The 14,212-nt window shown below is 39.0% G+C and carries 14 protein-coding genes and 1 pseudogene; 8 read left to right on the top strand and 7 right to left on the bottom strand.

What is annotated here, in order from left to right; translation table 11 throughout:
* Positions 1–12: 12 nt before the first annotated feature.
* Complete coding sequence (locus tag QT76_RS02785; RefSeq protein WP_000291621.1) at positions 13–615, bottom strand: outer membrane protein; 603 nt, start codon at positions 613–615, stop codon at positions 13–15.
* 289 nt (positions 616–904) lie between these two features.
* On the opposite strand from QT76_RS02785, the gene QT76_RS02780 reads away from it, so the two are divergent.
* Genes QT76_RS02780 through copP form a run of 7 tightly spaced genes read left to right on the top strand, consistent with a single transcriptional unit; the run spans position 905 to position 7,559 of the window.
* Entirely contained in the window at positions 905–1,279 is a 375-nt protein-coding gene (locus QT76_RS02780) for a chemotaxis response regulator CheY (protein WP_000772151.1), read from the top strand.
* Positions 1,280–2,269 carry a 50S ribosomal protein L11 methyltransferase gene (prmA, locus tag QT76_RS02775; RefSeq protein WP_033616495.1) on the top strand — a complete coding sequence of 330 codons (990 nt, stop codon included), beginning with the start codon at positions 1,280–1,282 and terminating at the stop codon, positions 2,267–2,269.
* Between the two features lie 8 nt (positions 2,270–2,277).
* Positions 2,278–4,176 (top strand): ATP-dependent zinc metalloprotease FtsH, encoded by a 1,899-nt coding sequence (ftsH, locus tag QT76_RS02770; protein ID WP_033616494.1) that lies wholly within the window; start codon positions 2,278–2,280, stop codon positions 4,174–4,176.
* Between the two features lie 2 nt (positions 4,177–4,178).
* On the top strand, positions 4,179–4,433 hold the full coding sequence (locus QT76_RS02765) for a hypothetical protein (protein ID WP_033616493.1): 255 nt from the start codon (positions 4,179–4,181) through the stop codon (positions 4,431–4,433).
* Entirely contained in the window at positions 4,423–5,136 is a 714-nt protein-coding gene (pssA, locus tag QT76_RS02760; protein WP_001122219.1) for a CDP-diacylglycerol--serine O-phosphatidyltransferase, read from the top strand. The genes QT76_RS02765 and pssA overlap by 11 nt, the downstream gene beginning before the upstream one ends.
* Positions 5,133–7,358 (top strand): copper-translocating P-type ATPase CopA, encoded by a 2,226-nt coding sequence (gene copA / locus QT76_RS02755; RefSeq protein WP_033616492.1) that lies wholly within the window; start codon positions 5,133–5,135, stop codon positions 7,356–7,358. The genes pssA and copA overlap by 4 nt, the downstream gene beginning before the upstream one ends.
* On the top strand, positions 7,359–7,559 hold the full coding sequence (gene copP / locus QT76_RS02750; protein ID WP_000869068.1) for a copper-binding metallochaperone CopP: 201 nt from the start codon (positions 7,359–7,361) through the stop codon (positions 7,557–7,559).
* 152 nt (positions 7,560–7,711) lie between these two features.
* On the opposite strand, the gene QT76_RS08510 is transcribed toward copP, so the two are convergent.
* Both QT76_RS08510 and csd4 read right to left on the bottom strand, forming a co-directional pair.
* Entirely contained in the window at positions 7,712–7,993 is a 282-nt protein-coding gene (locus QT76_RS08510; RefSeq protein ID WP_033616535.1) for a hypothetical protein, read from the bottom strand.
* Positions 7,994–8,209: 216 nt separating this feature from the next.
* Positions 8,210–9,526: a DL-carboxypeptidase Csd4 gene (csd4, locus tag QT76_RS02740; protein WP_033616491.1), complete on the bottom strand. Its 1,317-nt coding sequence runs from the start codon at positions 9,524–9,526 to the stop codon at positions 8,210–8,212.
* Between the two features lie 135 nt (positions 9,527–9,661).
* On the opposite strand from csd4, the gene QT76_RS02735 reads away from it, so the two are divergent.
* Positions 9,662–10,177 (top strand): flagellar FLiS export co-chaperone, encoded by a 516-nt coding sequence (locus QT76_RS02735; protein ID WP_033616490.1) that lies wholly within the window; start codon positions 9,662–9,664, stop codon positions 10,175–10,177.
* 3 nt (positions 10,178–10,180) lie between these two features.
* On the opposite strand, the gene QT76_RS02730 is transcribed toward QT76_RS02735, so the two are convergent.
* The 4 genes and pseudogenes from QT76_RS02730 to QT76_RS02715 form a co-directional block, all read right to left on the bottom strand.
* Positions 10,181–11,176: a HoxN/HupN/NixA family nickel/cobalt transporter gene (locus QT76_RS02730; protein WP_033616489.1), complete on the bottom strand. Its 996-nt coding sequence runs from the start codon at positions 11,174–11,176 to the stop codon at positions 10,181–10,183.
* A gap of 115 nt (positions 11,177–11,291) precedes the next feature.
* Positions 11,292–11,861, bottom strand: coding sequence for a restriction endonuclease (locus QT76_RS02725; RefSeq protein ID WP_033616488.1), 570 nt, complete (start codon positions 11,859–11,861; stop codon positions 11,292–11,294).
* A 3-nt stretch (positions 11,862–11,864) separates the two neighbouring features.
* Positions 11,865–12,487 (bottom strand): annotated as a pseudogene (locus QT76_RS08505) (neuraminyllactose-binding hemagglutinin family protein).
* Positions 12,481–14,136 carry an ABC transporter ATP-binding protein gene (locus QT76_RS02715; protein ID WP_033616487.1) on the bottom strand — a complete coding sequence of 552 codons (1,656 nt, stop codon included), beginning with the start codon at positions 14,134–14,136 and terminating at the stop codon, positions 12,481–12,483. The pseudogene QT76_RS08505 and the gene QT76_RS02715 overlap by 7 nt, the downstream one beginning before the upstream one ends.
* Between the last annotated feature and the right edge of the window lie 76 nt (positions 14,137–14,212).

Here is a 14,212-nt window from a genome sequence, read left to right as displayed (position 1 = left end):
TAAAAATGCCACTTAAAAATGCCACGAGTGCGAAACAAAAAACAAAAAGCTCCTTTCAAACAAGCTGCGCCTTTCAGGCGTTAAAAAGATTTTCATGCCAATTTCCACATCCACCTTATGATACAAAACGATCGTGCGAAACTGCACCCCAAATTTCCCGATAGCCCTGAAATAAGTGTTATGAAAATTGAAATCTTTCAATGAATCCCAAGTATTCACCACCAAATCTTTGACTTTATTGTTGAGTATCCATGTATTAGCGGCCAGTTGCAAGCCAAAGAAAAAAGCCCAGCGGTTGATAGGGTTTTTAGCGTAGGCGACCATGAAATCCCCTCCCACCCCATAAGTGAACATGTTCGCTTGTAAAGTGGAATCATTATTGAAAAGCACGTTACCATAATCTATAAAGAAATAATACCTAGAATAAGCCCAGTCGTTTTTAGGATTCACTTCATAGCCTTGAAGGATTGAAGCCCCTTGTAAAAGCTTGTTAGTGTTTAAAGGGCGCATAAACACCGTGCCTATTTGATAAGAAGAAGACATGTAACTCAAATTTTCAGCATTTAAAATATTTAAAAAACTTATACCCAATATTAAAATTCTTAAATAATACACTTACTTGTGAAATCCTTGTCTTTCTTTTTTCAAACCATCCAATGACCCTTTATCGCGCTCAAAAGTTATTTTATTACTTTTAAACTATTATGATAGCAAACAAACTGAATTTTTTTACAAATGAGAACGCTCATTAAACGCTCCATTTAGCCAATGATTATTGTTGGTCAAGGTAATTTTAATCAAAACATGCTATTATTTGGAATGATTTATTATTATAAGGCGTTAGAGACGCTTTGGCTGTTTAAAAAGAGCCTAATTTAAATGCAATCTTAAAAGGAGAAGCGCTTTGAAACTACTAGTAGTAGATGATAGCTCAACTATGAGAAGAATTATTAAAAATACACTTTCACGCTTAGGCTATGAAGATGTTTTAGAAGCTGAGCATGGGGTGGAAGCTTGGGAGAAACTAGACGCTAATGCGGACACTAAGGTGCTTATCACAGATTGGAACATGCCTGAAATGAACGGCTTAGATCTCGTTAAAAAGGTGCGCTCTGATAGCCGTTTTAAAGAAATCCCTATTATCATGATCACCACAGAGGGCGGTAAGGCCGAAGTCATTACGGCTTTGAAAGCGGGCGTGAATAACTACATTGTGAAACCTTTTACCCCCCAAGTTTTGAAAGAAAAATTAGAGGTTGTTTTAGGGACAAACGATTGAGTGTTAAAGCCAATGTATTATGAGTTTTTCTTTATCTTCCCTAAGGAGCGAGAGCTTTTTGAGAGCTTTCTTTTAGACACCACGCACCTAGCCTTAGAAGAATCTAGCTTAGAGAATTTAAAAGCGTTTGACGATAAAGAAACCATTGAATTTATAAGCCAATCCAGTTGGCATCATTTCGCCACTCATGATCTTTTAAAAGAACATTTAAAAGAAAAACCCCCGCATCTCAAAAATTTCGTTATTTTACGCTCTCAAAAGGATTTGAACGACTCGATCATTCCAGCATTAGAAGCGTTTTGTTTGAGCTTGCAACAAAACCTGCAAAGCGAGTTTGATTTTTTCTATCTTTCACGCAATCTGGCTTCAAAAGATTGGCTAGAAGCCTACAAACAAGCTATTTTACCGGTGCAATGCGCCAAATTTTACATACACCCTAGCTGGCATCAAAAGCCAAGCCATGTTGTTGCAAATGATTGCATAATGATTGATCCGGCTTTGGCCTTTGGATCAGGCCATCATGAAAGCACTTCCATGTGTTTGGAATTGCTCTCTGACCTTGATTTAAAACGCAAAAACGCTTTAGATGTGGGCTGTGGGAGCGGGATTTTAAGCATCGCTTTAAAAAAACAAGGCGTTAGTGCTTTAGTAGCTTGCGATACGGATAGTTTAGCCGTTGAAGAAACCCTAAAAAATTTTAGCTTGAATCAAATACCCCTATTAGCGCAAGATAAAGTCATTTGTGGCTCTACGCAAAAAATTGAAGGGCGTTTTGATATTATTGTGGCGAACCTTGTCGCTGATGTGATTAAGAGTTTGTATAGTGAATTTGTGCGGCTTTGTAACCACACTCTTATTTTATCAGGGATTTTAGAAACCCATTTAAACTCTGTTTTACAGATCTATTATAATGGATTTGAGGTTTTAGAACAGCGACAGCGTAACGAATGGGTCGCTCTAAAATTGCTTAGAAAACAACCAATAAATTAAGGATTATAATGAAACCAACGAACGAACCTAAAAAACCTTTTTTTCAAAGTCCCATTATCCTTGCGGTTCTTGGAGGGATTTTACTTATTTTTTTTCTGCGCTCTTTCAATTCTGATGGCAGTTTTTCGGACAATTTCTTAGCTTCTAGCACTAAAAATGTGAGCTACCATGAGATCAAACAGCTCATCAGCAATAATGAAGTGGAAAATGTGAGTATCGGTCAAACTTTGATCAAAGCCAGCCATAAAGAGGGCAACAATCGTGTGATTTATATCGCTAAACGAGTGCCTGATTTGACCTTAGTGCCTTTGTTAGACGAGAAAAAAATCAATTATTCTGGTTTTAGCGAGTCTAACTTTTTTACCGACATGCTAGGGTGGCTCATGCCTATTTTAGTGATTTTAGGGCTATGGATGTTTATGGCAAACCGCATGCAAAAAAATATGGGTGGGGGTATTTTTGGCATGGGGAGCGCGAAAAAACTCATTAACGCTGAAAAACCCAATGTGCGTTTTAATGACATGGCGGGCAATGAAGAAGCCAAAGAAGAGGTGGTAGAAATCGTAGATTTCTTAAAATACCCCGAACGATACGCTAATTTAGGGGCTAAAATCCCTAAAGGCGTGTTATTAGTAGGGCCTCCAGGAACCGGTAAAACCCTTTTAGCCAAAGCGGTGGCTGGCGAAGCGCATGTGCCGTTTTTCTCTATGGGAGGGAGCAGTTTCATTGAAATGTTTGTGGGCTTAGGGGCAAGCAGGGTTAGGGATTTGTTTGAAACCGCTAAAAAACAAGCCCCCAGCATCATTTTTATTGATGAAATTGATGCCATAGGTAAGAGCCGAGCGGCTGGAGGCGTGGTGAGCGGGAACGATGAAAGAGAGCAAACCTTAAACCAGCTCTTAGCCGAAATGGATGGTTTTGGGAGCGAAAACGCGCCTGTGATTGTCTTAGCCGCAACGAACCGCCCTGAAATCTTAGACCCGGCTTTAATGCGTCCAGGGCGCTTTGACAGGCAGGTTTTAGTGGATAAGCCTGATTTTAATGGCAGGGTAGAAATCTTAAAAGTGCATATTAAAGGCGTGAAACTCGCTAACGATGTGAATTTGCAAGAAGTCGCCAAACTCACCGCAGGGCTTGCGGGAGCGGATTTAGCGAATATCATCAATGAAGCTGCACTTTTAGCAGGACGAAACAACCACAAAGAAGTCAGGCAGCAGCATTTAAAAGAAGCGGTTGAAAGGGGGATTGCAGGGTTAGAAAAGAAAAGTAGGCGCATCAGCCCCAAAGAAAAGAAAATCGTTGCCTACCATGAAAGCGGGCATGCCGTGATTTCTGAAATGACTAAAGGGAGTGCTAGGGTGAATAAAGTCTCTATCATTCCAAGGGGTATGGCGGCTTTAGGCTACACCCTTAACACGCCTGAAGAAAACAAATACTTGATGCAAAAACACGAACTCATCGCTGAAATTGATGTGCTTTTAGGCGGAAGAGCGGCTGAAGATGTCTTTTTGGAAGAAATTTCTACCGGTGCGAGCAACGATTTAGAAAGAGCGACTGATATTATTAAAGGCATGGTGAGTTACTACGGCATGAGTAGTGTCAGTGGGCTTATGGTGTTAGAAAAACAGCGGAACGCCTTTTTAGGAGGCGGTTATGGAAGCAGTAGGGAATTTAGCGAAAAAACCGCAGAAGAAATGGATCTTTTCATTAAAAATTTGCTAGAAGAGCGCTATGAGCATGTCAAACAAACCTTGAGCGACTATAGAGAAGCGATTGAAATCATGGTCAAAGAATTGTTTGACAAAGAAGTCATTACAGGCGAAAGGGTGCGTGAAATCATCAGCGAATACGAAGCCGCCAACAATTTAGAAAGCCGTTTGATCCCTTTAGAAGAGCAAGCGAGTTAAGAGTGCGGGCTTACAAACAGATTTTTGATAAGGGTTTAAAGCCTTATGATAAACATTCTGTTTGTTTAAAGCTTTTTTTTAAATTCTGTTTTCTAAAAACCCGCACTTATCAACAGCGTTATAAAGCGTTTGCCCTAACGCTCTTTTTTTGTGAGTTTTTTAGTGCTTGTAAGATTTTTATTCCCATAATTGATTTTAAAATCGTTTTTATTCCTATTCTAAAAGCCAAGTTAAAAAGAATCCCTAATGCCTATTAACCCTCTCTATCTTTTCCCCAATCTTTTCACCGCTAGCAGTATTTTTTTAGGCATGATGAGTATTTTTTACGCTTCTAGTTATCAGTTTGTCATGGCATGCTGGTTAGTGGTAGCGAGTCTTATTTTAGACGGGCTTGATGGGCGTGTCGCAAGGCTTACCAACACCACCAGCAAGTTTGGTATTGAATTTGACTCTTTAGCTGATGTAGTCGCTTTTGGGGTAGCCCCAAGTCTTATTACTTACTTTTATGTGGGGTATAACTTTGGGCGCATAGGCATGGCGGTGAGCGCGTTGTTTGTGATTTTTGGAGCGATACGATTAGCGCGATTCAATATCAGCACCAACACAAGCGACCCCTATTCTTTCATCGGTATCCCCATTCCTGCGGCGGCGGTATTGGTGGTGCTTTGTGTGTTATTGGATAACAAATACCATTTTTTAGAAGGAAATACCGAAAAGTTATTTTTAAGCTTTATTGTCTTATTGGGGGTGCTTATGGTGAGCAATATCCGCTACCCTAATTTTAAAAAAGTCAAATGGAATCTCAAGCTTTTCATCTTAGTGTTGATTTTTTTATCGTTAGTGTTTGTGCGCCCTTTAGAAGCTTTAAGCGTGTTTATGGGGTTGTATTTGATTTATGGCATCATTCGGTGGCTCTTTTTAATGGTAAAAATTATTTTTAATAAAAATAAAAGTGCATGAAAGAATCTTTTTACATAGAGGGAATGACTTGCACGGCGTGTTCTAGCGGGATTGAACGCTCTTTAGGGCGTAAGAGTTTTGTGAAAAAAATAGAAGTGAGCCTTTTAAATAAGAGCGCTAACATTGAATTTAACGAAAACGAAACCAATTTAGACGAGATTTTTAAACTCATTGAAAAACTGGGTTATAGCCCTAAAAAAACTCTAGCGGAAGAAAAAAAAGAATTTTTTAGCCCTAATGTTAAATTAGCGTTGGCGGTTATTTTCACGCTTTTTGTGGTGTATCTTTCTATGGGGGCGATGCTTAGCCCTAGCCTTTTACCTGAAAGCTTGCTTGCAATTAATAATCATAGTAATTTTTTAAACGCTTGCTTACAGCTTATAGGCACGCTCATTGTCATGCATTGGGGGAGGGATTTTTACATTCAAGGGTTTAAAGCCTTATGGCACAAACAACCCAACATGAGTAGCCTTATCGCCATAGGCACAAGCGCTGCCTTAATTTCAAGCTTGTGGCAATTGTATTTCGTTTATACAAGCCAGTGGTCTTATGGGCATTATTACTTTGAAAGCGTGTGCGTGATTTTAATGTTTGTGATGGTGGGCAAACGCATTGAAAATGTTTCTAAAGACAAAGCTTTAGACGCTATGCAAGCCTTGATGAAAAACGCCCCAAAAACCGCCCTTAAAATGCACAATAACCAACAGATTGAAGTTTTAGTGGATAGCATTGTGGTGGGGGATATTCTAAAAGTCCTCCCTGGAAGCGCGATTGCGGTGGATGGCGAAATCATAGAGGGCGAAGGGGAATTAGATGAGAGCATGCTAAGCGGCGAAGCGTTGCCTATTTATAAAAAAGTCGGCGATAAAGTCTTTTCAGGGACATTCAATAGCCACACAAGTTTTTTAATGAAAGCCACGCAAGATAACAAAAACAGCACCTTGTCTCAAATTATAGAAATGATCCATAACGCCCAAAGCTCAAAGGCAGAGATTTCTCGCTTGGCGGATAAGGTTTCAAGCGTGTTTGTGCCAAGCGTGATCGCTATCGCTATTTTAGCGTTTGTGGTGTGGCTCATCATCGCGCCTAAGCCTGATTTTTGGTGGAATTTTGGAATCGCTTTAGAAGTGTTTGTATCGGTTTTAGTGATTTCTTGCCCTTGCGCTTTAGGATTGGCTACGCCTATGAGCATTTTAGTAGCGAACCAAAAAGCGAGTTCTTTAGGATTATTTTTTAAAGACGCTAAAAGTTTAGAAAAAGCAAGGCTAGTCAATACGATCGTTTTTGATAAAACCGGCACGCTCACTAACGGCAAGCCTGTCGTTAAAAGCGTCCATTCTAACATAGAATTATTAGAGCTATTGAGTTTAGCGGGCAGTATTGAAAAGAGCAGCGAGCATGTCATTGCTAAAGGGATTGTAGAATACGCCAAAGAGCATAACGCTCCCTTAAAAGAAATGAGTGAAGTTAAAGTGAAAACAGGTTTTGGCATTAGTGCTAAAACAGATTATCAGGGCGCTAAAGAGACCATTAAAGTAGGCAGTAGCGAATTTTTTAACCCTATTAACACGCTAGAAATTCAAGAAAACGGGATTTTAGTGTTTGTGGGTAGAGCGATCAGTGAAAAAGAAGACGAGCTTTTAGGGGCGTTTGTTTTAGAAGATTTGCCCAAAAAAGGCGTGAAAGAGCATATCGCTCAAATCAAAAAATTAGGCATTAACACTTTTCTTTTAAGTGGGGACAATAGAGAGAATGTCAAAAAATGCGCGCTTGAATTAGGGATTGATGGTTATATCAGCAACGCTAAACCACAAGACAAGCTCAACAAGATCAAAGAGCTTAAGGAAAAAGGGCAGATCGTGATGATGGTGGGCGATGGCTTGAATGACGCTCCCAGTCTTGCTATGAGCGATGTGGCGGTGGTGATGGCTAAAGGGAGCGATGTGAGCGTGCAAGCAGCGGACATTGTGAGCTTTAACAACGACATTAAATCGGTTTATAGCGCGATTAAATTAAGCCAGGCGACCATTAAAAATATTAAAGAAAATTTGTTTTGGGCTTTTTGTTATAATAGCGTGTTTATCCCTTTAGCTTGTGGGGTTCTTTATAAGGCTAATATCATGTTAAGCCCGGCGATTGCGGGTTTAGCGATGAGCTTAAGCTCTGTGAGTGTGGTTTTAAACTCCCAAAGGCTAAGGAATTTTAAAATTAAGGATCATTGAATGAAAGTTACTTTTCAAGTGCCAAGCATTACTTGCAACCATTGCGTGGATAAAATTGAAAAATTTGTGGGCGAAATTGAAGGTGTGAGCTTTATTGATGCGAGCGTGGAAAAAAAGAGCGTGGTTGTAGAGTTTGACGCTCCAGCGACACAGGATTTGATCAAAGAAGCTTTATTAGATGCGGGGCAAGAAGTAATATAATAAAGGTAGTGTGATATAGAAGTAGTGGGTTAAATACCGCAACATTCAAAAGGGTTGTTGTCTTTTAATACTTTGTTTGGGTGTTTTTACGCCCTTCAATGGTGATCTATCATAACAATAAGAGAAAAAAATTATCGTATTTCCCCCTTTTCTTACTCCAATTTTTTATACATATAAATCTGCCTATTCAAGCCGCTGATTGCACCACCAATAAACGAAAGAGAGCTTCGAGACAGATTGCTTCTGCATTGCGAACGAATAAGTTCACAGATTTTAACAAACAACATGCATAGCTCGTCAGGTTTCATGTTGCCAATAAGGCATAAGCCCTGTATGTATTCAATAGGGACAAGAATACGAGAGCAATCATCCTTTAAGTCATTGTCTAGTCGCTGTATTAAGCCATCCATACCCTTTTGGATTATCTCATGCATTATTTCTAAAACACGATATTCCCTTGCTGAAAAAGAACAAGATGAATGCATGGTGTAGAGTCTATTGCTTATTTTGCATAGCCTCTCTGTTAAGTCATGTAATGATAAATAAAGATTTCTAATGTCTGGCATCACTATCCTTTATTGGCGGTTGTCATGTTATATCATGCGTTGCCTTAAAACGCTATGAGATCTTTTGGCAAGATTCACCCATTCCTACACAAATTTCACTAGGATCATCCCGCTAAACGCGTTGTTTTTATAAAATTCTATGCGATAGATCCTTTCTTGTTTGTCCAGTGAAAAGCGTTTTTGAAAATCTTTAAATCTAATCGTATAGCCGGCTTCATTAGGCTTATTTTCATTAGAAACGCTAAAGCCAATCACATTCGCGCGGATATTATCCATAGCATGGATATAAAAACTCTCTTTCACTTCAACCACGCTCCCTATTTTAACCATTTGATCCTTATTGTCAATTTGCATTTTCACTTCTTCTAAAGAAGGATCAAACTCTATGTAAAAGGGCGATAATCGTGTCATGAGCTTGTTGCCGTATTTTAAAAACACTTCTTGTTTATTTTTGACTAACCCTACAATGTAAGCGTTGCTCTCTATAGGGATTTGTGGGATTTTAGTGTTATTAGGTAAAGGGAAATGATTGAGTTTAGAGCGCAAGTTAAAAAGGGGCATTTTAGGCAGAGAGCTGATTTTTGCCCATAAATTTTTATCGTTGATTAGGGCATGCACGCTGTTAGGGTTAAGCTCAAAATCGCGCTTAAAAGGGATATTGAGCTGATTGAGTAAGCCCTCAATGGCTTGCAAGTGGTAAAACACCCTTGATGCTAAAGGGAGTTCTTTGCTGGCTTCATTGGCAAAAGCACTCTTTTTTTGATTGATCGCATAAAAAGTTAGGGCTTTTTGCATTTCTGTATCGCCTTGCGCAGTGCGCGTGTTTTTTAAATGATACTCCTCAATGGGGTGCAATAAATGGGCGTTGATGCTCTCAATCGTATTGTTTGCAAAAGCAAGCAAATTAGGGAATTTCGCCCCCTTAACTTCATCTTGATCAATAATAAAGCAATTCCCCCAACGCTTAGGATTGAGCGTCGCATCAATATAAATAGGGCGATAATACCCACCGCCATCATGCAAATGCAAGACGGCATCCACGCTGGGTTTTGCAATCAAGGATTTGATTTCTTGGATAGTGGGGTATTCGGGGTCTTTTTTATCTAAAGCAGCAAATTTGCGGTTCATATCCCCATACAAGCCCCTATGATTTCTTAACATAGAAGACTTATTCAATACGGGAACCACTTCAACCAAGCCTTTTAAAACGCTATAGTGCATTAAAAACAAATTAGTTGCATTAAACCCCCCAGGCTCATCGCCTTGAATCCCTGCTAAAAGCAACAAATGGGGGGCTTTGTCCCTATCCTCTACATTTATAGGGGCTTTTTCTATCGTTTCTATCGCATGCAAAAACACCCAAGAATACAAGCCCCACACCAAAAGCCATATTTTTTTCATCCAATCTCTCTACTATTTGAAACTAAAAGATCGCTAATTATACCTAAAAACCTTTTTAAGGGTGTTTTTTAAAGTTTCCATAAAAAAGGAACGAAAAATGCTTGTGAATGATTAATTCTATTTAAAAGGTTTTTTATGGATATTTTAAAAACTCTTCAAAAGCATTTGGGCGATGTTGAAACAAGCGATTTTACAACCAATGCGATAGAAAAATCCCAACAAATCGCCAAATTTAGTAGGGACATGAAAAATATAAACGAGAGCGTTGGAGCGTTACAAGTCTTGCAAATCGCTTGCAAAAAGCTTTTCAATAAGAGCATGGGTTTAGAAGATAAAGACGCTTTGCAAGCTTCTATCATCAAACAAGAATTGCGAGAAATTGTAGAAAATTGCCAGTTTTTAGCCTCCCCTTTGTTTGACACTCAGCTCAACATTGCCATTAATGATGAAGTTCTTTCCATGATTGTGGATAATCCTTTGAATTTATTGGAAAATGTGGGCGGGTTTCAAGCTTATTTGGAAGAAAAATTAAACGAAATTAAGGAATTATTAGGTTATTTGAGCGAAAGCCTTTCAAACCCTAAAGTCTTTATTCCAAGTTTTTCAAATAAAAGCCTTAAAGATTTGTTGAGCGATGATTTGAGAGCTTAAAATCTAGCTCTCTAATTTAGAAAATTTGATTTTCCATAAAAAGAATGAGCCTAAAAACGCTATCACGAATAAGCCCACCAAGTAATAGCCTAAGTCTGTAAATTCCAGGCTTTGTAGGGCGCTTAAAAGGCGGTTTTCAAATTTTAAATGGAGTTTCTCGCTAACGACTTGAAAAAGCTCAATCAACCCGATAAAAAGCGCGATAAACACGCTTAAAGCGGTGATGGAGATGTTGTAGTAGATTTTCCTTAAAGGGGTTTTGAACGCCCAATCATACGCCTTGAGCATGAACGCCCCATCTAATGTGTCAAACAAACTCATGCCAGCAGCAAAAAGAATGGGTAAAGAGAGCATGCCCACCACACTCACTTTAATCGCGCTGCTAGAGAGGGCCAAAAGCGCGATTTCACTAGCGGTATCAAAACCCAGCCCAAAAAGAAAACCGATAGGATAAATATGCCACGACTTGGAGACGAAATTAAACAAAGGCTTAAAAAAGCGATTGAGTAAGCCCCTACTCGTCAAAAGCCGTTCAATCTCTTCGTTTTGTTGCCGGCTCAAGCTTTCATTAGAATGCGATTTTTTGAAGATTTTTAATAAATCCAAGAGAATAATCGCATTCAATAGCCCTATAATGAGCAAGAAAAGCCCAGAAACTAAAGTCCCCACTACCCCCCCTATTTCTTCTAGCATCGGCGTATGCTCTTTGGCCCAAGCGATCGCAAACGCGCTGACAATGGTCATTAAAATCACCACGCTTGAATGCCCCATAGAAAAGTAAAACCCCACACCATAGGCGTTTTTACCTTGTTGGGTGAGCTTTCTAATCGTGTTGTCTATGCAAGCGATATGATCCGCATCAAACGCATGCTTTGCCCCTAGCATGTAAGCCATAGACGCCGCCGCATAAAACGAAGCGTTATTAGCCATAAAGAGCAACGCTAAACCCAATGCATGCAAGAACACAATCGCTAAAAAATAAGGAAACCACAATTTCACAACGCGCCTTTTTGTAAAAATAATATTTTTTAGATAATTGTAATATATTTTGTTAAATTAGAAAAGATTTGTTTTTTGATTATTTTGCGAATTGCCCTAGAAAATTTTAACTAGATTAGTTTTTCCCACCCAAAAATTTGATCCATTCGTCTCTATCAATCAAAAGCACTCCGTTAGCTTGAGCCAGTTTTTGAGCGGCCTGCGTGAAGTAGCTGTTGGTGATCACGCAAGCTTTTTCGCAAGCGTAGTAAGCTTTAGAAGAGACCACCTCTTGAATGGCTTTGGGCGAAACTTTATGCGAGTAGCGTTTGGCTTGAACCGCCCATTTGACGCCATCTTTTTCTACAATCAAATCCGCTCCATAATCGCCACTTTTTTGAGTGATTGTAACTTCAAAACCCTTTGAAGTGAAAAAGATTTTGGAATATTCTTCAAATTCAAAGCCGTTCATGGCGTCTATTTTTTGTAAGGTGCGTTTGAGTTGGCGCTTCTTATACGAAGAAATAACGCCTTGAAAAAGCACTAACATGGAAAAAACGCCAAGAATTGACAACAATTTTAAAAGCAAATCGTTAGCCGAGACAGCTAATTTCAATTCTAAAGCTTTTTCCAACAAAACATGCCACATTAAATAAATCCCTACCGAAAACAAAATGACAAAAATAAAAAATACAATCTTTTTCATGCCTTAAAGCCACTCTGCATTTTCTATAGCGTTCAAACGCTTTTCTAAACCCTCCATAAGAGAATAGTAAGCCTTATTAAGGGCTTTGATTAAAGCGTTATGATAGGTTTTATCTTCTTGGGGAAAAAGAGAGGGGTTATCGCCCAAACGATTAGCGTAATAAACAGGCACGCTGAAAGCGGTGGGGATTAAAAGGGTGTCAAACGGGCAAGTGGTTTGCGGGACGCATTCTAAAATCAAGCTCGCTTGAAGGTTTAAAAACCGCATGACGGATTTTGGGTCAGCGTTAGGCTCAATAGTCTTTTTAAGCCTTTCTTTAATGGCTTTTAAATCTTTAGGACTCTCTTCAAAAGAAAAAAAACATTGCCTGAAATATTGAGGGTAAAAGCGCTTTTATCTTTTAAAAAATAAGCGATTTGTTGGGTGAGTGCTTTTTTAAATTCCTTTTGGTAAAAGGGCGGCACAAAACGGGCGTTAAAAAAGATTTTAGGGGGGGTTAAAGTGAAAGCGGTTTTTAAAGCACTATTTTTGGGGTAATCTTTATATTTTAAATGGAGCGTCGTTTTGTTGAAAAACTGACACCCTAGTAAAATAAAAGCAACACCAACGCTTAAAACCCTTAGCATTCTGTCAAACGCCCATGCTCTAATTTCACATGCTTAGTGGCTAATTTTAGCGTGCTTGGGTTGTGCGAGATGAGAATGATCAAGCGGTTTTGTTTCAATTCTAAAATGCTTTGTTTGATGCTCTCTTCTGTGTGATTGTCTAAAGCGGAAGTGGCTTCATCAAAGATTAAAACTTGAGCGTCTTTATACAAAGCTCTTGCAATGGCGATTCTTTGGCGTTGACCGCCACTAAGATTAGCGCCAAATTCATCTAACACACTCTCTATCCCATGAGGCATTTTTTCCACAAAATCTAAGGCTTGAGCTTTTTTTAGGCATTCTTTGATTTTCACCTCATCAATTTCTAAACCATACGCCACATTTTCAGCCACGCTCCCGTTAAAGATAAACACCCTTTGAGTGACAACGCTAATCTTTTCTCTTAAGGATTTTTGAGTGATGCTCTCTATTTTTTGATCATTGATGAAAATTTCGCCCTGGCTTGGCTCATAAAGGCGTAAAATCAGATTCACTAATGAGCTTTTACCGCTCCCGCTTTCGCCTTTTAAAGCGATGATTTCATTTTGTTGGAATTTCAAACTAATATCGCTTAAAACATAACGCTCTTGATTGTCTAGAGCATAAGCGAGCCATACCTTTTTAAATTCAATGGTGTGTATGGCGTTATCTAGCGTCAATTCCCCATCAACAATAGCCGGCTCTCTTTCTAAAATCTCATGAATCCTGTCGCTAGCGACTAAGGCTTCTTGAAAATTAGAAACGATCCTAGTTAGGCGTTTGATCGGCGTATAGAGCATAAAAAGGGCCGTGATGAAAGAAAAAAACGCCCCCACGCTAATATGACCCCTAATCACTTCATTCCCCCCTAAATAAATCACTAGCGCTATAGCGATAGAGCCTAAAAACTCCATTAAAGGCGAAGAAATTTCAGCCACGGCGATGTTTTTGATACCGATTTTAAAAAACGCTTCATTTTCTTTCACAAAAGCCTTATGCTCTAATTTTTCGCCATTAGAGATTTTAATCGCTTCCACATTGTTAAAGATTTCGCTCAAACGAGCGGTGATTTTGGCGTTACTCTCTTGATGGGATTTAGCGAGTTTTTTAACCTTACGAATGATTTTACTGATAGGAATAGCGGCTAGCGGCATGATGACTAGCCCCACTAACGCTAATTTAGGGCTTTGATAGATCACCACCCCCACTAACCCCACAATCGTTAGCCCCTCTCTTAGGCTCTCTGAAAGGTAATTGGACAAACTCGCTCTAATCAAACCTATATCATTGGTGATCCTTGCGATCAATTCGCCCTTTTTAGTCCTGTTAAAAAAATCCATTTCCATTTTGAGAAGGCTTTCTAACATAGTATTGCGTATTTTTTTGACAATATCAAGCCCAATAAAGTTGGTGAAATAAGTGCCTAAATACATGCCCCCACTCTTACCCAAATACGCTAAAATCACTAAAAAAGGCAGGATTTTGAGCATGTGAGTGTCTTTATTGATAAAAATTTCATCTAAAGTGGGCTTGACTAAATAAGTCCCCCAAGCCGTGCTTAAAGCCACCACTAAAGAAGAAAATAAAACCACTATAAAACTTTTATAATGCTCTTTAAGGTATTTAGAATAACGCTTGAAAAAGAGTTTCAAATGCTTAACCTTTGGATTTGATTAAACTTGTATTATAGTGTTTTTATTAGGGGATTTTTAACGCTTTAATAAACAG

It is taken from the genome of Helicobacter pylori SA37A (genome assembly GCF_000476015.1).
GTDB classification, from domain to species: domain Bacteria; phylum Campylobacterota; class Campylobacteria; order Campylobacterales; family Helicobacteraceae; genus Helicobacter; species Helicobacter pylori_DB.
Note: the sequence above shows the minus strand (reverse complement) of the source record. Positions and strands in the feature narration are given on the sequence as shown.